General features: G+C 69.7%; 22 protein-coding genes and 3 pseudogenes. 23 read left to right on the forward strand and 2 right to left on the reverse strand.

From position 1 onward, the window contains the following. The first annotated feature begins 2 nt into the window (after positions 1-2). A complete protein-coding gene (locus V8F63_RS07455; RefSeq protein ID WP_392354925.1) occupies positions 3-902 on the forward strand; it encodes a nucleoside hydrolase in 900 nt (299 codons plus the stop codon). After that, positions 899-1,744, forward strand: coding sequence for a ribokinase (locus V8F63_RS07460; protein WP_134582350.1), 846 nt, complete (start codon positions 899-901; stop codon positions 1,742-1,744). Before V8F63_RS07455 ends, V8F63_RS07460 begins: the two co-directional genes overlap by 4 nt. 164 nt (positions 1,745-1,908) lie before the next feature. Here the strand turns inward: V8F63_RS07460 and V8F63_RS07465 are convergent, their stop codons facing one another. Continuing rightward, entirely contained in the window at positions 1,909-2,118 is a 210-nt protein-coding gene (locus V8F63_RS07465) for a hypothetical protein (RefSeq protein ID WP_025978559.1), read from the reverse strand. 125 nt (positions 2,119-2,243) lie between these two features. On the opposite strand from V8F63_RS07465, the gene V8F63_RS07470 reads away from it, so the two are divergent. Further along, complete coding sequence (locus tag V8F63_RS07470) at positions 2,244-3,017, forward strand: YebC/PmpR family DNA-binding transcriptional regulator (protein ID WP_025978558.1); 774 nt, start codon at positions 2,244-2,246, stop codon at positions 3,015-3,017. 3 nt (positions 3,018-3,020) lie between these two features. On the opposite strand, the gene V8F63_RS07475 is transcribed toward V8F63_RS07470, so the two are convergent. Next, the gene (locus tag V8F63_RS07475; RefSeq protein WP_392354926.1) at positions 3,021-3,719 is read right to left on the reverse strand and encodes a hypothetical protein; all 699 of its coding nucleotides are present in this window, start codon (positions 3,717-3,719) and stop codon (positions 3,021-3,023) included. A 128-nt stretch (positions 3,720-3,847) separates the two neighbouring features. On the opposite strand from V8F63_RS07475, the gene V8F63_RS07480 reads away from it, so the two are divergent. The 20 genes and pseudogenes from V8F63_RS07480 to V8F63_RS07575 all read left to right on the forward strand — a co-directional run bounded on the left by V8F63_RS07480 (position 3,848) and on the right by V8F63_RS07575 (position 17,305). Continuing rightward, positions 3,848-4,366 (forward strand): hemerythrin domain-containing protein, encoded by a 519-nt coding sequence (locus tag V8F63_RS07480; protein WP_025978556.1) that lies wholly within the window; start codon positions 3,848-3,850, stop codon positions 4,364-4,366. Beyond that, entirely contained in the window at positions 4,359-4,925 is a 567-nt protein-coding gene (locus V8F63_RS07485) for an MgtC/SapB family protein (protein ID WP_392354927.1), read from the forward strand. Before V8F63_RS07480 ends, V8F63_RS07485 begins: the two co-directional genes overlap by 8 nt. Further along, the gene (locus V8F63_RS07490) at positions 4,889-5,059 is read left to right on the forward strand and encodes a hypothetical protein (RefSeq protein ID WP_392354928.1); all 171 of its coding nucleotides are present in this window, start codon (positions 4,889-4,891) and stop codon (positions 5,057-5,059) included. Before V8F63_RS07485 ends, V8F63_RS07490 begins: the two co-directional genes overlap by 37 nt. Positions 5,060-5,189: 130 nt before the next feature. Beyond that, positions 5,190-5,840, forward strand: a complete 651-nt coding sequence (locus V8F63_RS07495; RefSeq protein WP_392354929.1) for an MgtC/SapB family protein — start codon at positions 5,190-5,192, stop codon at positions 5,838-5,840. 70 nt (positions 5,841-5,910) lie between these two features. Further along, positions 5,911-6,423 carry a crossover junction endodeoxyribonuclease RuvC gene (gene ruvC / locus V8F63_RS07500; RefSeq protein ID WP_253109964.1) on the forward strand — a complete coding sequence of 171 codons (513 nt, stop codon included), beginning with the start codon at positions 5,911-5,913 and terminating at the stop codon, positions 6,421-6,423. Then, positions 6,420-7,046 carry a Holliday junction branch migration protein RuvA gene (gene ruvA / locus V8F63_RS07505; RefSeq protein ID WP_227157510.1) on the forward strand — a complete coding sequence of 209 codons (627 nt, stop codon included), beginning with the start codon at positions 6,420-6,422 and terminating at the stop codon, positions 7,044-7,046. Before ruvC ends, ruvA begins: the two co-directional genes overlap by 4 nt. Positions 7,047-7,218: 172 nt before the next feature. Then, positions 7,219-8,249 (forward strand): annotated as a pseudogene (ruvB, locus tag V8F63_RS07510) (Holliday junction branch migration DNA helicase RuvB). 104 nt (positions 8,250-8,353) lie between these two features. Further along, complete coding sequence (locus V8F63_RS07515; RefSeq protein WP_227157509.1) at positions 8,354-8,704, forward strand: hypothetical protein; 351 nt, start codon at positions 8,354-8,356, stop codon at positions 8,702-8,704. Positions 8,705-8,710: 6 nt separating this feature from the next. Continuing rightward, on the forward strand, positions 8,711-9,160 hold the full coding sequence (gene ybgC / locus V8F63_RS07520; protein WP_025978550.1) for a tol-pal system-associated acyl-CoA thioesterase: 450 nt from the start codon (positions 8,711-8,713) through the stop codon (positions 9,158-9,160). Positions 9,161-9,461: 301 nt separating this feature from the next. Further along, a pseudogene (gene tolQ / locus V8F63_RS07525) lies at positions 9,462-10,216 on the forward strand (protein TolQ). Between the two features lie 3 nt (positions 10,217-10,219). Beyond that, the gene (locus V8F63_RS07530; protein WP_025978548.1) at positions 10,220-10,684 is read left to right on the forward strand and encodes an ExbD/TolR family protein; all 465 of its coding nucleotides are present in this window, start codon (positions 10,220-10,222) and stop codon (positions 10,682-10,684) included. Between the two features lie 613 nt (positions 10,685-11,297). Continuing rightward, the gene (locus V8F63_RS07535; protein ID WP_392354930.1) at positions 11,298-11,561 is read left to right on the forward strand and encodes a hypothetical protein; all 264 of its coding nucleotides are present in this window, start codon (positions 11,298-11,300) and stop codon (positions 11,559-11,561) included. A 124-nt stretch (positions 11,562-11,685) separates the two neighbouring features. Beyond that, positions 11,686-12,246 carry a hypothetical protein gene (locus V8F63_RS07540; protein ID WP_392354931.1) on the forward strand — a complete coding sequence of 187 codons (561 nt, stop codon included), beginning with the start codon at positions 11,686-11,688 and terminating at the stop codon, positions 12,244-12,246. Next, a complete protein-coding gene (locus V8F63_RS07545; RefSeq protein WP_392354932.1) occupies positions 12,222-13,067 on the forward strand; it encodes a hypothetical protein in 846 nt (281 codons plus the stop codon). The genes V8F63_RS07540 and V8F63_RS07545 overlap by 25 nt, the downstream gene beginning before the upstream one ends. Before the next feature lie 151 nt (positions 13,068-13,218). Next, positions 13,219-13,771: pseudogene (gene pal, locus V8F63_RS07550) on the forward strand (peptidoglycan-associated lipoprotein Pal). 132 nt (positions 13,772-13,903) lie between these two features. Further along, entirely contained in the window at positions 13,904-14,872 is a 969-nt protein-coding gene (locus V8F63_RS07555; protein ID WP_392354933.1) for a DUF3667 domain-containing protein, read from the forward strand. 2 nt (positions 14,873-14,874) lie between these two features. Continuing rightward, entirely contained in the window at positions 14,875-15,024 is a 150-nt protein-coding gene (locus tag V8F63_RS07560; protein WP_392354934.1) for a hypothetical protein, read from the forward strand. Between the two features lie 43 nt (positions 15,025-15,067). Further along, a complete protein-coding gene (locus V8F63_RS07565) occupies positions 15,068-15,916 on the forward strand; it encodes a tol-pal system protein (RefSeq protein WP_025978543.1) in 849 nt (282 codons plus the stop codon). Further along, on the forward strand, positions 15,916-16,623 hold the full coding sequence (gene tilS / locus V8F63_RS07570; protein ID WP_392354935.1) for a tRNA lysidine(34) synthetase TilS: 708 nt from the start codon (positions 15,916-15,918) through the stop codon (positions 16,621-16,623). The genes V8F63_RS07565 and tilS overlap by 1 nt, the downstream gene beginning before the upstream one ends. Before the next feature lie 97 nt (positions 16,624-16,720). Next, positions 16,721-17,305, forward strand: a complete 585-nt coding sequence (locus tag V8F63_RS07575) for a hypothetical protein (protein WP_392354936.1) — start codon at positions 16,721-16,723, stop codon at positions 17,303-17,305. Positions 17,306-17,312 lie beyond the last annotated feature (7 nt).

Genomic DNA, 17,312 nt, shown 5'->3' on the forward strand with positions numbered 1-17,312 from the left:
GCGTGGACGACGCCACCGGGTTGCTGACCGCCTTCGCCTCGCCTGACCTCGACCTGCTGGCCGTGACTACGGTCGGCGGCAACGTCAGCGCCGCCAAGACCGCCCGCAACGCCCGGATCCTGCGCCAGATCGCCGTGCGCGAGGACGTGCCGGTCTATGCCGGCGCCGAACGGCCCCTGCGCCGCGCCCCGGCCGGGGCGGACGAGTTTCATGGAGCTGAGGGGCTCGGCGACCTGACGCCGTTCGAACCCGTGGCCCCGGTCGCCGAGGGAACGGCGGCGGGCGCCATCGTGCAGCAGGTGATGGCGCGTCCGGCGGGCTCCGTGGCCGTGGCGGTCATGGGGCCGATGACCAATCTGGCTCTGGCCCTGCGCGCCGAGCCCGCGCTGGCGGCGCATCTGGGACCCGTGGTGGCCATGGGCGGCGCGCGCGCAGAGGGCGGCAACATCACCGCCTCGGCCGAGTTCAACATCTGGGCCGACCCGGACGCGGCGGCCGAGGTCTTCGCCTCCGGCTGCCGCATGATCGTCATGGGGCTGGACGCCACCCACCAGGTGCGCGCGACGGAGGAACGGATCGCGGCCATTGAGGCCCTGTCCACGGCCTCGGCGAGGACGGCGGCGGCCATGCTGCGCTTCTCCCAGCGGGTGGAGCGTCGGATCGTCGGCTGGGACGCCGGGCCGCTGCATGACCCCTGCACCGTGGCCTGGCTGTTGAAGCCGGAGCTGTTCGAACTGGCCCCCTGCCGAATCGCGGTGGAGACCGAAAGCGAGCTGACCCGCGGCCACACGGCGGTCGAGTTCCGCGTCGAGGCGGCGAACGCCAACCACTTCTGGGCGACCAAGGCCGATGCGGCCGGAATCTTCGCCCTGATCAAGCAGCGTTTGGGAGAAGGCGCATGAGGATCACCGTCGTCGGCTCGATCAATCTGGACTTCGTGGCGGCCGCGCCGTCTCTGCCCGCGCCGGGCGAGACGGTGACGGGAGCCAGCCTGTCCCGCCATCCCGGCGGCAAGGGCGCCAATCAGGCGCTGGCCGCGCGCAGGCTGGGCGCCGAGGTCAGCCTGATCGGCCGGGTCGGCGACGACGAGATGTCAGGCGCGGCGGTCGCCCTGATGCTGGCCCACGGCGTCGACCTGTCGGGGGTGGAGACGGACATTGCGGCCCCCACCGGGGTGGCGTTGATCACCGTCGATCCGACCGGCGAGAACCAGATCACCGTGGCCGCCGGCGCCAACCATTTCGCCACGCCCGAACAACTGCCCGCGCGCATCGAATGCCCGCTGATCGCCCAGCTGGAGCTGCCGATCGAGACGGTCGAGGCGGCGGTCGGGCGGGCGACGGACTTCGTCTGCGTCAACCTGGCGCCGGCCGCGCCGGTGTCGGAGGCGCTGCTGCGCCGGGCCGACCTGCTGGTGGTCAATGAGACGGAGGCGGCCTTCTACGGCGACGCCCTGCACGTCGGCGGCGGCATGGTGGTGGTGACCAAGGGCGCGCGCGGGGCGGTCATGTATCGACGCGGGGTCGAGATGGCCTGGGCCACGCCGCCGCGCATCAAGGCTGTCGATGCGGTAGGGGCGGGCGACGCCTTTGTCGGAGCGATCACGGTCGCGCTGCTGGAAGGCATGACGCCGAACGACGCGCTGCATTTCGCCTGTGCGGCCGGGGCGCTGGCGGCGACCCGACCGGGCGCGCAGCCATCGCTGGGCGACCGCGCTGAGGTGGAAGCCTTGATGGGGAAATAAAACAAGCGCCGCCTTTCTCCCTCCCCGTCCCGGGGAGGGTGGTCGCAGCGAAGCGGAGACCGGGTGGGGAGGGCTTGGCTATTCCGTCGCGCGCCCTAATCACCAAACCGCCCCCACCCGGCCTCAGCCACCCTCCCCGAGACGGGGAGGGAGAAATCTGAGCCTTAGTCCCGGTCGTACAGACGCATGACGGCCAGGGCGCCGATGGTGGTCAGAACCCCAAGGGCGAAGGCGCCGACCAGGGAACTGGTGGCGGCGGCGGTGGAGACCGTCACCGGGCGCTTTGCGTACCATTGTACGATCTCGCCGGCATGGGCGTGGTCGATGCCTTCGTCATAGGCGTCGTCCAGATAGGTGTCGTCAGCGGCGGCCATCGGCGTCTCCCAATCATGCCCGCGCTTAATCCCCGGCGCGGTTCGGCGGTTCCCCTCAGGTGACAGAAGGGAGCCTGTCCATTAAAGGACCTGCCCCAACTTACAAATTCCTGTCGGGTGAGACCATGGCCGGCCATTCGAAATTCAAGAACATCATGCACCGCAAGGGGCGCGCCGATGCCGTGCGCTCCAAGCTCTTTTCGCGCCTGTCACGGGAAATCACCGTGGCGGCCAAGTCGGGGATGCCCGACCCGGCGATGAACCCCCGGCTGCGCCTGGCGGTGAACAACGCCAAGGCCGAATCGATGCCGAAGGACAACATCGAGCGCGCCATCAAGAAGGCCTCGGGCGGCGAAGTCGATGCGATGGAGGAGATCCGCTACGAGGGCCGCGGCCCCGGCGGCGTCCAGGTCATCGTCGAAGTCCTGACCGACAACCGCAACCGCGCCGCTTCGGGCGTGCGCTCGGCCTTCGCCAAGAACGGCGGGGCGTTGGGCGAGAGCGGCTCGGTCACCTTCATGTGGGACCGGGTCGGCAAGATCCATTACCCCGCTGAAGCGGGCACCGAGGACGCCGTCATGGAGGCCGCCATCGAGGCCGGCGCCCAGGACGTCGAGAGCGATCTGGTCAAGCCGGACATCTATGAGGACGCGCCGGGCCACACCATCTGGACCGCCTTCGAGGACCTGAACGAGGTCGCCGAGGCCATGTCCAAGGTTCTGGGCGATCCCAAATCGACCTCCATCGTCTGGAAGCCGCAATCGGAAATCGATCTGGCGGGCGACTCCGTGGGCGTCCTGTTCAAGCTTCTGGACGCGCTGGACGCCGAGGACGACGTGCAGCAGGTCTATTCTAACGAGAACATCTCGGACGAAGACGCAGCCAAATACGCGGGCTGATCCCTAGCTGCAGTCCGCAGACCAATCTGAATCGGGCTCGGCGGCCCTGAGGCCGTCGAGCGTCGGGATGCGCCGTTCCGCGTCCGCCGTGATCGTCAGGGTGGACCAAGCGGCGCCTGTCGGCGCCTCGCGTCGATAGACGGTCATGGCGAAGGGGACGTGTCCCGCCGCCTCGACGCGGTAGACCGTGTTGGATTCGCCGGCGCCGAAGGCGTGGCAACCGACCGGGGCGACGCGAGCGCCGCGCGTGCGCAAGGCCTCCACGACCTCATAGGGCACGGGTTCGCCGACAGCGGTCCAGCTCAACTCCAGCACGGCGCCCGGTGCGCGACGCGCCACGGCCTTCACCGGGCCGATCGCGCCCTCGAACGCCTGGGCGCCAGGGCGGGCGGGCAGCCAGCGCACGGCGGTGGTCCGCGCCTTCACGTCGGCGGGATCCAGCGCGGCGGGCGTTCCCTCGACGAACGGGGCCAGGATGGCGTCGACCAGAGGATTGGAGCGCGTCACCGCCGGCCAGGTTTCAGCGCAGTAGGAGTCGGCCCAGTCTACGCCAGGATTCTGCGCCAGGGCGCGCTCGCGGCAGCGGCTCATGAAGTTGGCGCGAGCATCTTGCGGGAATGAGGCGGCGGGCGCGGTGGCGCTGGCGGCGGCCGCCAGGCTCAGACCGGCGATGACAAGCAAGCGAGGGATACGAGGAGACATGGGACGGCTCCGACGTTTGTTCCAAGCCGCCATTATGCCTCAATTCTCGCCGGCGCGGGAGCCGGGAACTCACAAGCGTCACCGCGGCTTCTAGAGGGTCAAGCCTGGCCGCTAGGGAGCTTTACGCCATGGATATCACCCAGCTGATCCTCGACGACCACGCCGAACAGCGGCGTCTCTTCTCGCTCATCGAGCAGATCGACGGCAAGGACGTAGAGGCGCTGGAGGCGGTGTGGGGGCGGCTGTCGGCGTTCCTGGACGCCCACGCCGAGGCCGAGGAACAGCATTTCTATCCCCAGTTGCTGAAGCTGGGCGAGGGGGCCAACGACGCCGAGGACGGGACGGTGGAGGGCGAGACCGAGGACGCCATCGAAGACCACAACAAGCTGCGCGACGCAGTCAAGGCCGTGGCCCAGCACAAGGTCGGCAGCAAGGCCTGGTTCGAGGCGGTGGGCGAGGCCAACGTCGTCAACTCCAAGCACATGGGCGAGGAAGAGCGTCAGGGGCTGACGGATTTCCGCATCAACGCCGACCTGAAGACGCGTCATGAGCTCGGCGTGCGCTACGCCGCCTTCCAGGCGCGTCACATCACCGGGGTCAAGCCGGTCAACAAGGACCCCGAAGCCTACGTCGAACAGCATGGTTGACGCGGCCTGGCTGGAAACGATCGTCCTGCCCATAGCCGGGGCGCTGGTCGCCGGCGGCGCGATCGGCTTTGAACGCGAGTGGCGGGGCCGGGCCGCGGGGTTCCGCACCCACATCCTGGTCAGCCTGGCGTCGTGCCTGTTGATGCTGGCGGCCATGACGCAAGCCGATTGGGCCTTCCGGGCCCTGCCGGACGAGAACATCGTCACCGACCCCACCCGTATGGCTCACGGGGTGCTGACCGGGATCGGCTTCCTGTGCGCAGGCGTCATCTTTCGCACGGGCTTCTCCATTCACGGTCTGACGACGGCGGCGTCGTTGTGGATCACCTCGGCCATCGGCCTGCTGTTCGGGGCGGGGCTGTTCGGTCTGGGCGCGGCAGGGACGGTGATTACGGGCCTGATCCTGATCTCGCTCAGGGTGGTGAACGCTCGCCTGCCGGATCGCACCCTGGCGGACGTGGAGGTACGATGGCGCCGCGACGCCCCTCGCCGGAGGCGGAGGTCGAAGCCGCCCTGCGCGCCTTGGACCCGGCGCCTGCCCCCGATCGCTTCGAGCTGATCGACGAAGGCGCCGTGGTGCGCCGCAGCTGGCGCGTCCGCATCGAGGGCGAAGGCGCGCTGAAGGCCTTGGCGGCGCGGCTGTCGGCCCTGCCTTCCGTCTGCGGCTATGTGCTGGATCCGCGCGACGACTGACGACTTGCCGGGCGCCCCGGCGCGGTTCAACCTGAACGGTCGTTGGGAGTGGTTGTGACATGGCGATTGACTGGGGCGTGACGCATTGGGGCGTCGAGGATCTGAGCCTGCTGGCGCCGCGGCGGCCGCCATGATCGCAGGCGGCCTGATCGGGATCGAGCGGACCTATCACGGCCATCCGGCGGGGTTCCGCACCCATATCCTGGTCTGCATGACGTCTTGCGTGCTCATGCTGGCGGCCATGCACCAGGCCAGCTGGGGCTTCGTCGCCCTGCCGGAGCAGCGTCTGGTGATCGACCCGACGCGCATGGCGCACGGCATCCTGACCGGCATCGGCTTTCTGTGCGCCGGGGTCATCTTCCGCGAGCGCTTCTCGGTCCATGGCCTGACCACGGCGGCGTCGCTGTGGACCACCTCGGCCATCGGGGTGATGTTCGGCGTCGGCCTGTGGAAGCTGGGACTGATCGCGGCGGGGGCGACCCTGCTGGTGCTGGCCATTCTGCGCTTTCTGGATGCGCGCCTGCCGCACGTCGGCGTGATGGACGTCACCCTGCGCTGGACGCGCGGCGCGGCTCCGGACGAGAAGGTGCTGCGCGCCTTGCTAGCCGACAAGGGGTTGAGACCGACCCGCATCGGTCACGTCGTCAGCCCCGACGGCCTGATCCATGAACACCACGTCAAGGCGCGCGGACCCATGCCGCTGCAGGTCGACGCCCTGTCCAGCGTCCTGGCCGAACAGGCAGGCCTGGCGGGCTTTTCAGTCATGCCCCGAGACGACTGAGCGGACGAGCGACCTTCTGACAAAACGCCCGGTCATTGTTCGCTAACCCTCTTTGGGGCAATAGGAACGGATGGCGAACGAAACGACTCGGATCCTGGGGCTCGACCCCGGCCTGCGCCGCACCGGCTGGGGCGTCATCGAAAGCGAGGGCAGCCGCCTGCGCTGGATCGCGCACGGCGTCGTCGCGCCCAGCGAGAAGGCGCCCTTCTCCGAACGGCTGCTGCATCTGCTGGAGCAGGTCGGCGAGGTCTGCGCCGCCTATGACTGCGACGAGGCGGCGATCGAGGAGGTCTTCGTCAACGTCAATCCGGCCTCGACGCTGAAGCTGGGCCATGCGCGGGCGGCGGTCATGCTGGCCCCGGCGCGGGCGGGCCTTTCCGTCGCCGAATACGCCCCGACCCTGATCAAGAAGGCGGTGGTGGGGGCCGGCCAGGCCGACAAGAGCCAGATCGCCTTCATGGTGAAGCGGCTGCTGCCCGCTTCCGGCGAAGTGAAGGCCGACGCCGCCGATGCGCTGGCCGTGGCCGTCACCCACGCCCATCACCGGCGGTTCAAGGCTGTTGCAGTGAGAGGGGCGGCATGATCGGTCGTCTGCGGGGTGTTCTGGCCGAGGTCGGGGAGGCGGAATGCCTGATCGACTGCGGAGGCGTGGGCTATGTGGCGACCTGCGGGGCGCGGACGCTGGGCCGCCTGCCGGCGCCGGGCGACGAGACCACCCTGTTCATCCATAGCCAGTGGAGCCAGGATCAGGGGCCGCGCCTCTATGGTTTCCTGACCCGCGACGAGCGCAAGGTCTTCACCCTGTTGCAGACCATTCAGGGCGTGGGGCCGAAGGCGGCGCTGGGCGTGCTGGACGTGCTGCCGCCCGCCGAGCTGGCCGCCGCCGTCGCGCGCGAGGACAAGGCCGCCGTGGGCCGCGCCAACGGCGTGGGGCCAAAGCTGGCCCTGCGCATCGTTACCGAACTGAAGGGCAAGAGCCTGACCGACGGCGTCTTCGCCCCGACTGCGCCGGGCGTCCACGCCGAGGCCGCCGTCGCCGCCCCGCCGCCGCCCAGCGTCACGGGCGAGGCGGTCGCCGCCCTGCTGGGCCTGGGCATCGCCGAGGTCAACGCCCGCCGCGCCGTCGATCACGCCCTGATCAAGCTGGGCGAGGAGGCCGAACTGCCCCTGGTCATCCGCGCGGCCCTGCAGGAGCTGGGACGATGAGGGCCGCCCTCTCGCTTCCTTCTCCCTTGAGGGGAGAAGGTGGGCGCCGGAGGCGCTCGGATGAGGGTGCTGTGTCCGCGCGCTCTTCCAGCCGTCGTTCAGCTTGCCGCCGGGCTCACCCTCATCCGTCTCGCTTCGCGAGCCACCTTCTCCCCTCAAGGGAGAAGGCAAAATGACCGACGACCGCATCATCTCGCCCGCGCCCGCGCCCGGCGAACAGTACGACCGCGCCCTGAGGCCCCAGACCCTGTCCGAGTTCGTCGGCCAGTCGGCGGCGAAGGGCAATCTGAAAGTCTTCATCGACGCCGCGCGCGGCCGCTCGGAGGCGCTGGACCACGTCCTGCTGTTCGGGCCTCCGGGGCTGGGCAAGACGACGCTGGCGCAGATCGTGGCGCGCGAGCTGGGCGTGGGCTTCCGCGCCACCTCCGGCCCCATTCTGGCCAAGGCGGGGGATCTGGCGGCGATCCTGACCAACCTCGAACCGCGCGACGTCCTGTTCATCGACGAGATCCACCGCATGGCGCCCCAGGTGGAGGAAATCCTCTATCCGGCGATGGAGGACCATGTGCTGGACCTGATCATCGGCGAGGGGCCGTCGGCGCGCAGCGTGCGCATCGACCTGGCGCCCTTCACCCTGGTCGGGGCGACGACGCGGGCGGGCCTGCTGGCCACGCCGCTGCGCGACCGATTCGGAATCCCCTTCGGCTGGAATTCTACACCCCCGAAGAGCTGACCGCGGTGATCCGGGGCGCGGCGCGCAAGATGGGCGCGGCCATCACCGAGGACGGGGCGATGGAGATCGCGCGCCGGGCGCGCGGGACGCCGCGCATCGCCGGGCGCCTGCTGCGCCGGGTGCGGGACTTCGCCGATGCGGAAGGGACCCCCATCGACCAACTGGCGGCGGCGCGGGCCCTTGCGCGGCTGGAGGTGGACGAGGCGGGGCTGGACAGCCTGGATCGCCGCTTCCTCAAGGCCCTGATCGAAAACTATGGCGGCGGGCCGGTCGGCATGGACACGCTGGCGGCCGCCATCGCCGAGGCGCGCGACGCGGTCGAGGACGTGATCGAACCCTATCTGCTGCAGCAGGGCTTCATCCAGCGCACGCCGCGAGGCCGGATGGCCTGCGCCAGGGCCTATGAGCATCTGGGGCTGGAGACACCCGCCGCGCCGCCCGCCGCCGCCCCGGACCTGTTCGGCAAATAAGCCGCGACTCTTTCGCAACAGGGCTTCACCTCGGCGGCGAAGCCGGTCATCCTCCGTTTTCCCAGAAGGAGGCGGTTTTGGCCCACCCTCGCAGGATGAACCGGATGATCGTCGCGCTTGGCGCGGCTGTCGTGGTGCTGGGCGGGTTCAGCCTCTACGCCGTCAATCAGGGCGCGCGCTTCGGGCCGCGTCAGACGACGCCGGCGGAGCGGGCCTTGTCTCAGGTGCGCGAGCAGATGGGGGCCGAGGCTGAGGTGCGCTATGTCGAGGCCGGGCGCGGCCGGGCGGCCTGCGGCTACGCCGGGCTGAAGGGCCGCAAGGAGGCGGTGGCCTTCGTCTCGCGGCCCAACCGCATCCTGATGAGCCACGATCCGCTGACCGGCGAGTTCGCGACGCTGAAATCGCGCTATTGTCCGGGGTTCGACGCCCCTGTTCCCGCCGCTGGCAAGAGCTGACCGACCATGACCGATCAACCCAGCGCAGGCCGTTTCGACGGCCGCGACCACCTGTTGCCCGTGCGCGTTTATTATGAGGACACGGACTTCACCGGCCTGGTCTATCACGCCAACTATGTCCGCTATTTCGAGCGGGGACGGTCGGACTTTTTGCGTCTGGCCGGGGTGGGCCATGCGGACCTGCTGGAGCAGGATGAGCCGCTGGCCTTCGTCGTCTCGGACCTGACGATCAAATATCTGAAGCCGGCGCGCATCGACGACGCCCTGGTGGTGCGCACCCGCTATGAGGCGATCAAGGGACCGCGCCTGATCATCCGCCAGACGGTCGAGCGGGACGGGGAGGCCTTGTGCCGGGCGGATGTCGTCGCCGTCTGCATCCACCTGGACGGGCGGCCCCGGCGGCCGACGAAGCGGCTGGTGGAGTTGGTCACGCCCTGGCTCTCAGGGACGGAATAGGCGCAACTTCTCACTCCCCTTCATGGGGAGGGTGGCTGAGGCGAAGCCGAAGCCGGGTGGGGGCGGCGAGGCTATTCAAGCGCTGAGGGCCGATCACCCAGCCCTCCCCACGCGGTCGCTGCGCGACCACCCTCCCCATGAAGGGGAGGGAGAGGTGGAGCGCTTGTTTCCTCAATAACGAGGTTGTCACCCTTTCGCCTGATGACGCCGGGCGCGACGCCGGTTAGACCGCCGCCATGAAACCGCCACGTCCGCCCGGTGCAACTGGCGGAATAAACGGACCCTTCGCCAAGGACCACGCATGACACCGCCCGTCGACGCCTCTCTGCTGAACCCCATCGAGCTGTTCATGACCGCCGACTGGGTGGTGAAGACGGTGATGATCGGCCTGGCCGTGGCTTCGGTCTGGTCCTGGACCATCATCATCGACAAGGCGGTGCGTTTCTCGCGCATGAACGCCCGCGCGACCGAGTTCGAAAAGCAGGTTGAAGGCGGCCGCTCGCTGGAAGAAGTCGCCGCCCAGGCCGGGCCGCAACCGGCCGACCCGCTGCCGCGCATGCTGGTGCTGACCCTGCAGGACTGGCGCGAGGCGCGCGCGCGCGCGCCATGACGGACACGCAAGGCTCCATGCTGATCGCCCGCATCGACCGGGCCCTGGATTCCGTCATCGCCCGCGAGAGCCAGAAGATCGAGAACGGCCTGGGCGTGTTGTCGGTGGTCGCCACCGCTTCGCCCTTCATCGGCCTGTTCGGCACGGTGTGGGGCATCATGAACGCCTTCGACAGCATTGCAGCCGCGGGCAACACCAATCTGACGACCGTGGCCCCGGCCATCGCCGAAGCCCTGTTCGCCACGGCCATCGGTCTGGCGGCGGCCATTCCGGCCTATATCGCCTTCAACGCCTTCTCGGTGTCGGCGGGCAAGTTCACCGGCCGTCTGGAAGCCTTTGCGGACGATCTGCAATCGGCCATCGCCCGTCGTCTGGGCGCGCCTGCGACCCCGCCGCCTCCGCCCCCGCCGCCGTCTGCGGACCTGAACCTGCGCCGGGGCGCCTGATCCATGGCCCTGGGTGGAGGAGGCGGCGGAGAAGCGCGCGGACGCGGCCGTCGCCGTAGCCGGAAACGGCCGCTGAGCGAGATCAACGTCACGCCTCTGGTGGACGTCATGCTGGTGCTGTTGATCATCTTCATGATCTCGGCGCCGCTGCTGACCGTCGGGGTGCCGCTGGAACTGCCCAAGACCGAAGCCAGCGCGGTCGAGACGACCGACAAGCCCGTCACGGTCAGCATCGACCAGAACGGCGCCATCTTCATCGGCGAGGGCGAGGTCCGCTGGGAACAGCTGGCCCTGCGCGTGGCTGAAGAGGGCGGCGACAAGGCGCGCGAGAAGCCGATCTTCATCCGCGCCGACGGCCGCGCGCCGTATCAGGCCGTGGCGCGGGTGATGGCCCGCCTGTCGGCCTCGGGCTTCACCAAGCTGAACCTGATCACCGACACCGCCGCCGACGAGCCGACGGAGGGCTGACGGACCTTGCGCCGCCCCAGTCCCGCCATCCTCGGCTCCATCGCCCTGCACGCGGGGGTGGTGGCGCTTGCCCTCGTATCGTGGTCGTCGAAGGACGAGCTTAAGCCGCTGGTGAACTCGGTGCCGGTATCGATCGTCTCGGACATCGAGATCGCCGCCGCTCCGGCCGACAATCCGCAGGAAGAGCCTTCGCCCGACGACGGCGAAACGGCGCCGGTCGAGACCCTGCCGGAACCGACGCCGCCGGAACCTGAGCCGACCCCGCCAGCGCCCCAGCCGCAACCGCGCCCGACGCCGCCCGCGCCGCGCCCGACGCCGACGCCGCCGCAGAAGAAGGCGCCGACGCCCGCGCCCGCGCCGACCCCGCGCCCGACGCCGACGCCGCCGGAAAAAAGGCGCCCACCCCGCCACCTCGGCCTACGCCCGCTCCGCCCGAAAAGAAGGCGCCCGCGACGCCGGCGCGCCCGGCGCGCCCGGCGCCGGGTCTGGACCTGGACGCCCTGGCCGGACCGCCGCGGCCGACCCAGAATTCCGGCCGTCCGGCCGCGGGCCAGCAGGGGCGGGCGCCGCCCCACGCGCCACCGGACCGCAACTGGCCGCCCTGGGCGCCCAGGTGACGCCGAACTGGAACATCAACTGCGACATGCCGGGCATGGACGATCTGGTCATCCGCGTCACCGTGCGCCTGAGCGCCGACGGCCAGATCATCGGCACGCCGCGCCTTCAGGACGTGCAGAACGATCCGACCTGGCGGGCGGCGTCCGACGCCATGCAGCGGGCCTTGCGGGCGACCTCGCCCTTCACCGTGCCCGACGGTTTCCAGGCCCAGGACGTGCCGTTCCGCTTTGAAACCAAGCGCCAATGCGGGAACCGTTAGGGGCTAAGGCCGTCTATCACCCCAAAGTCGCCCAAATCCTTGTGAAGCTGGCGATTGTCGGTCGCGCCGATGCTATGAGGGGCGACCGGGCCCGACCCTGTCACGATCTGCGAAGGAATGACCCATGCGCCTGAACCGTTTTCTCGCCTCGGCCGCTGCGTTGGCGTTGACCGCCCCTCTGGCGCTGGGCGGATCGGTGCAGGCCCAGTCGACGGCCCCCTCGTCGGCGCCGATGCAGGACGTGGTGGTCGATGAGGGCGTCCTGCGCCCGCTGCAGATCGCCGTCGTTCCCTTCACTGGTCAGAACGGGTCGCAGATTTCGGGCGTCATCAGCGGCAATCTGAAGCGGTCGGGCTTCTTCGATCCGCTGAACCCGGCCAGCTTCGTCGAGACGGGCCTGACCCTGGCCAATGCGCCGAACTTTCCGCAGTGGACCTCCATCGGCGCCCAGGCGGTGCTGTACGGCGGCGTGACGCCGCGCGCGGACGGTCGGATCGACGTGGGCTTCCGTCTGTACGACCCCTACCGCCAGTGCCAGTTGGTTTCCTACCAGTTCACCGCCACGTCGGAGCAGTGGCGCCGCATCGCGCACAAGATCTCGGACGTGGTCTATCAGCGCCTGACGGGTGAGGCGGGCTTCTTCGATCGCGCGTCCTGTTCGTGTCGGAAAGCGGCACCCAGCTGAACAAGCTGTCGCGTCTGACCATCGTGGACCAGGACGGCTACAACCCCGTCTTCCTGACCCAGGGCGACGAGGTGATCATGTCGCCGCGCTTCTCGGCCTCGAACCCCGACGAAGTGACCTATGTGGCCCTGGGCAGGGACTACAGCCGCATCTACCTCTACAATCTGTCGACCGGCCGCCGCGAAAGCCTGGGCGAGTTCGATGGCCAGGTGTTGGCGCCGCGCTTCTCGAACGACGGATCGAAGATGGCCTTCTCGATCATCCGGGGCGGCAACACGGACGTCTATGTGATGAACCTGCGCAGCCGTCAGCTGTCTCGCCTGACGACCGATCCGGGCATCGACACCTCGCCGTCGTTCAGCCCCGACGGCAATCAGATCGTCTTCACCTCGGACCGTTCGGGCTCGGCGCGCCTCTACACCATGCGGGCCGACGGCTCGGGCCAGCGCCCGATCAGCCGTGGCGGCGGCCTTTACACCGCCCCGGCCTGGAGTCCGCGCGGCGACCTGATCGCCTTCACCAAGCAGCAGGGCGGCCGTTTCCACATCGGCGTGATGAAGTCCGACGGCACCGGCGAGCGCATCCTGTCGTCCTCCTATTTCGAGGAAGGCCCGTCCTGGGCGCCGAACGGCCGCTACATCGCCTTCGCGCGTCAGAGCCCGGGCGGCGACACCCGTCTGTGGACGGTGGATCTTTCGGGCCGCGTCGTGTCGCAGGCGGGCTATGACGGGCGCGGTTCCGACCCCGCCTGGTCGGGGCTGCTGGATGCGCCGCCGGTCAATCTGGGCATCGGTCAAGGCCCGGATTCCTGCCCGGCGTAACGCGGATTGGCCGTCGCTGCGTCGGTAGCGGAGCCATTGCCATAAACTGTGCGTTATCACCGCTAGCGTACCGCTGCATAGCGCTGTAGCAGCCGTGAAATACAGCTAAGCTAGAGGCATCGGCCTCGAACCGAATGAGAAGGAGAATTACATGAACGCCTCCACCCTGATCCGGCTCGCCGCCGTCGGCGTGGCCGTGACCTCGCTGGCCGCCTGCACCAAGCCCAAGGTCGAGCCCGCCGTCCCGACCGAAACCCTCCGCCCGCCACCGGGCCGCAGTACCCGACCGCGCCGAGCACCCCGGTCACCGGCGGCAACGTCGGCGCCGCCGCGCCGGGCTCGGAACAGGACTTCGTCGTCAACGTCGGCGACCGCGTCTACTTCGACCTGGACTCTATTCGGTGCGTTCCGAGGCCCAGCCGCGTCTGGACGCGCAGGCCGCCTGGCTGGCCCGCTACCCGCAGGTGACCGTCCGCATCGAAGGCAACGCCGACGAGCGCGGCACGCGCGAGTACAACCTGGCCCTGGGCGCCCGTCGCGCCGAGGCCATTCGCTCTTACCTGATCAGCCGCGGCGTCGCCGCCAGCCGCATCGACACCATCAGCTTCGGCAAGGAACGTCCGATCGCTGAAGGCTCCAATGAGGCGGCCTGGGCCCAGAACCGCAACGGCCGCACGGCCATCGTGTCGGGCGCCCCGCGCTAAGCCGCAGGCGAAGAACTGAGGGATCGAGGCGTCGGCGCAAGCCGGCGCCTCTTTCTTTGCGCCCAGTGAGGATCAAAGTCCGCCTTGAATCGGGGGAGGCGCGGTATGGATCTGGAGGCGGCAGGCGGGGCCATGACGGCAGGCGTCATCGCTGGAGCGATCGAGAAGCCGACCGGCCAAGCGGGTCAGCCTCGTAGCGTGTGCGCCGACTGCGGCGCAGAGGTCACGGGCCGGTTTTGCTCCAACTGCGGTCAGCCGGCCCACGTCCACCGCACCCTGCTGCATCTGGGCGAAGAGCTGCTGCACGGGGTCATGCATTTCGACGGCCGGCTGTGGCGGACCCTGCCGCTGCTGATCGTCAACCCTGGGCGGCTGACGCGCGAGTGGGTTGAAGGCAAGCGGACGCGCTATGTGTCGCCGCTGGCGATGTTTCTGTTCACCCTTTTCGTCATGTTCTTCGCGCTCAGCTTCATGCCCGAGCGGGAGGTGACGTTGGCGTCCTTGCCGCAGCAGATCGAGGCGCAGAAAGAGGCCGTGACCGCCGCCGAAGCCGCCGTCGCCGCCGCGCGGAAAGAGGCGGACCTCGCACAGACGGCTTCGCAGCCCGTTGACGGATCGCCCCCGCCTGTCGACAGCGGCGCTCGGGCCGGGGTGGCCGCCGGCGTGCTGGCTGCGGCCGAAGCGGGGCTGATCACCGAGAAGGCGCGACTTGAGCGCCTGCAGAAGGACGCCGTCGAGGGGCGCAAGGACGGTCTGGCTCCGGGAAGCTGGCAGGCTCAGGTGGCTGACATGGCCGCGAGCGCCGGAGAGGACGGCAAGACCAACGGCCTGACCAAGACGATCGCCAAGAAGCTGAAGAACCCTGACCTGGCGCTCTACAAGCTGCAGCAGACCATCTACAAATTCGCCTTCCTGCTGGTCCCGTTGTCGATCCCGTTCGTGGCCCTGATGTTCCTGTGGAAGCGAGGCTTCACGCTCTACGACCATGGGGTCTTCGTCCTTTACTCCCTGACCTTCATGTCGCTCTTGTTGATGGCGGTCGTCGTCGTGGCGACGACGCTGAAGGGGCGGGCGGTGCCGTCGGCGTCATCGCGGCCCTGATCGTGCCGGTGCACATGTTCGCTCAGCTGAAGGGCGCCTACAGCCTGTCGGTCTTCTCGACCCTGTGGCGGACGGTGGTGCTGCTGATCTTCTGCGAGATCGCGGCGACGCTGTTCATCGTCTCCATCCTTTATCTAGGCTTCGGACATTGATCTGGGCCTTGCCGTCGCCGCAAATCGGTGGGACGACAGAGCCATGCTGAAGACGCCTTTCCGCCTTACGAAACCCGCCGTGCTGACGGCGATCGGCCTGACGTTGATCGGGGGCGCCGTCGTCGCCCAGGTCCAGCCGATGGAGCCGATCCAGTGGGACAAGCGCCGCCTGGACCAGCTGGACCGCAACGTCCGCCGTCTTGAGCGCGCCCTGACCCAGCGCAACGCCGCCGGAGAACCCGTTCTGGTCGAGCTGGACCCCGAGGTCGTGGCCCTGCAGGGGCAGGTCTCGATTCTAGAGCGCCGTCTGGGCGACGTGGAGCAGACCTTCCAGCGCATGAACGCCGACAGCGAGCGGCTGACGTTCCAACTTGACGAGGCGACGCGCGAGAATACGCAGTTGAGCCGTCGCCTGCGCGATCTGGAAGGCCGGGTCGAGCGCGCCGAGAAGGCTGCTGAGGAAGCCGCTGAACTGAACGGCCCGGTGGTCGCCAACTCGCCGACCGGCGACGCGGCTCAGGACCTGCAGGCCGCCATGCGTCTGGCGGGCGAGGACGCCGTGCGCGGCGGCCGCGCGCTGGAGACCGTCATCGTCACCTGGCCGAACACGCCCCAGGCGCGCGAAGCCAACAGCCGTCTGGGCGACCTGCACGTCGCCGCGCGCGACAACGCCGCGGCGGTTCAGGCCTATGCCGCGGCCCTGAACGGCTGGCCGCGCACGCCGTGGGCGCCTGAGACGACGCTGAAGCTGGCCGAGGCCCTGCGCGCCACCGACCGTGCGACCCAGGCCTGCGGCGCCCTGACCGAGTTCGGCCGCCGCTACGCCGAGGCGGCCACGGCGGCGCAGAAGACCCGCGCGACCCAGCTGCGGACGCGCGCCAGCTGCAGCTGATGAGCGATCTGGCCAGTCGGGTCTTCGCCCGGCTGGACGCGCGTCTGAACCACATTGGACCTGAGCCGGTCGCCCTGGCCCTGTCGGGCGGGGGCGACTCCATGGCCCTGCTGGACCTCGCCGCCGAATGGGCGCGCGCGAGGGGGCGGGGGCTGCTGGCCCTGACGGTCGATCACAACCTCAATCCCGACAGCGCGGCCTGGACGCGGTTCGCCGCCGAGGCAGCGCGCGCGGCGGGCGCGGACTGGCGCGGTCTGGCCTGGGCGCAGGCGCGAGGCGGCGCCGGCCTTCCGGCGCGGGCGCGGGCGGCGCGCCACGCCCTGCTGGCCGAGGCGGCGCGGGATGCGGGGGCGCGCGTCCTGCTGACCGGCCACACGGTCGATGACGTCGCCGAGGGCGAGTGGATGCGGGCCGAGGGCGCGCCGCTGGGGCGCCTGCGCCGCTGGTCGCCGTCGCCCGCCTGGCCGGAGGGGCGCGGGCTGATGCTGCTGCGTCCGGTGCTGGAGGAACAGCGCGAGGCGTTGCGCGATTATCTGCGCGCGCGCGGACTGTCGTGGCTGGAAGACCCGGCCAACGCCGATCTGCGCTATGGACGAGGCCGGGCGCGGGCGGCCCTTTCTAAAGCCCTCCCCTCGAGGGGGAGGGGTGGGCGGGGGTGTGGACGCTGTGGCTTCCGCTCAGGCGCGGGTGACGGCGTCGTCGTTTGAGGCTCATTCCCAGGCGTCGTGCGCCCACCCCCATCCCCGGCCCTTTGCTCCTCAAGGGGGAAGGGGGAGTGACAGCGATCCGGCATGGGCCGGGGTTTTGCCTCTGTCGCGCGACGCATCCGCCTCGGCGCTGGCCGCCGTCCTGCTCTGTGCAGGCGGAGGCGCGACGCCGCCGCGCGGGGACCGGCTGGCGGTTCTTCAATCCCGGCTGGCGTCCGGAGAGGATTTCACCGCCGTGCTGTGCGGCGCCCGCATCGAGGCGTCCGGCGCCCGCGTTCGAGCGATGCGCGAGCCGGGCGAATGGCGGCGTCGTCCAGTCGCGCCGCTCGACCTGACGCCGGGCGTCGCCGCCGTCTGGGACGGGCGCTTTGAGATCACGACCGATCAGCCCGGTCTGCGCGTGGACGCGGCGGCCGGGCGGTTGGCGCAACTGTCGGACCAGGAGCGGGCGGCCTTGTCTGGTCTGCCGCCCGCCGCCCGGGCCGCCGCACCGGTGCTGATCGACGGGCAGGGGCGGGCGCGGCTGGCCTGGCGCGCGGCGCAGGTCAGGGCGCTGGGCCTGCGCCGATTGGCCTTGGCTCTGCCTCCCGCCGAGGGCGAAACGACGCAGGAAGCCGGACTCTTTCAAACCCTTCATGGCGAAACGCCGCCGTCTGACCTATTTTCAGGCGAAGACTGCTGATCGACGA

Source organism: Brevundimonas sp. LF-1 (assembly GCF_037055305.1).
GTDB lineage: Bacteria > Pseudomonadota > Alphaproteobacteria > Caulobacterales > Caulobacteraceae > Brevundimonas > Brevundimonas sanguinis.

What these genes read in the sequence shown, in the direction of transcription:
- V8F63_RS07460 (WP_134582350.1), top strand. Translation starts at nt 899, where the DNA reads ATGAGGATCACCGTCGTCGGCTCGATCAATCTGGACTTCGTGGCGGCC.
- V8F63_RS07465 (WP_025978559.1), bottom strand. Translation starts at nt 2,118, where the DNA reads ATGGCCGCCGCTGACGACACCTATCTGGACGACGCCTATGACGAAGGC.
- V8F63_RS07470 (WP_025978558.1), top strand. Translation starts at nt 2,244, where the DNA reads ATGGCCGGCCATTCGAAATTCAAGAACATCATGCACCGCAAGGGGCGC.
- V8F63_RS07475 (WP_392354926.1), bottom strand. Translation starts at nt 3,719, where the DNA reads ATGTCTCCTCGTATCCCTCGCTTGCTTGTCATCGCCGGTCTGAGCCTG.
- V8F63_RS07480 (WP_025978556.1), top strand. Translation starts at nt 3,848, where the DNA reads ATGGATATCACCCAGCTGATCCTCGACGACCACGCCGAACAGCGGCGT.
- V8F63_RS07485 (WP_392354927.1), top strand. Translation starts at nt 4,359, where the DNA reads ATGGTTGACGCGGCCTGGCTGGAAACGATCGTCCTGCCCATAGCCGGG.
- V8F63_RS07495 (WP_392354929.1), top strand. Translation starts at nt 5,190, where the DNA reads ATGATCGCAGGCGGCCTGATCGGGATCGAGCGGACCTATCACGGCCAT.
- ruvC (WP_253109964.1), top strand. Translation starts at nt 5,911, where the DNA reads ATGGCGAACGAAACGACTCGGATCCTGGGGCTCGACCCCGGCCTGCGC.
- ruvA (WP_227157510.1), top strand. Translation starts at nt 6,420, where the DNA reads ATGATCGGTCGTCTGCGGGGTGTTCTGGCCGAGGTCGGGGAGGCGGAA.
- V8F63_RS07515 (WP_227157509.1), top strand. Translation starts at nt 8,354, where the DNA reads ATGATCGTCGCGCTTGGCGCGGCTGTCGTGGTGCTGGGCGGGTTCAGC.
- ybgC (WP_025978550.1), top strand. Translation starts at nt 8,711, where the DNA reads ATGACCGATCAACCCAGCGCAGGCCGTTTCGACGGCCGCGACCACCTG.
- V8F63_RS07530 (WP_025978548.1), top strand. Translation starts at nt 10,220, where the DNA reads ATGGCCCTGGGTGGAGGAGGCGGCGGAGAAGCGCGCGGACGCGGCCGT.
- V8F63_RS07540 (WP_392354931.1), top strand. Translation starts at nt 11,686, where the DNA reads ATGCGCCTGAACCGTTTTCTCGCCTCGGCCGCTGCGTTGGCGTTGACC.
- V8F63_RS07555 (WP_392354933.1), top strand. Translation starts at nt 13,904, where the DNA reads ATGACGGCAGGCGTCATCGCTGGAGCGATCGAGAAGCCGACCGGCCAA.
- V8F63_RS07565 (WP_025978543.1), top strand. Translation starts at nt 15,068, where the DNA reads ATGCTGAAGACGCCTTTCCGCCTTACGAAACCCGCCGTGCTGACGGCG.
- tilS (WP_392354935.1), top strand. Translation starts at nt 15,916, where the DNA reads ATGAGCGATCTGGCCAGTCGGGTCTTCGCCCGGCTGGACGCGCGTCTG.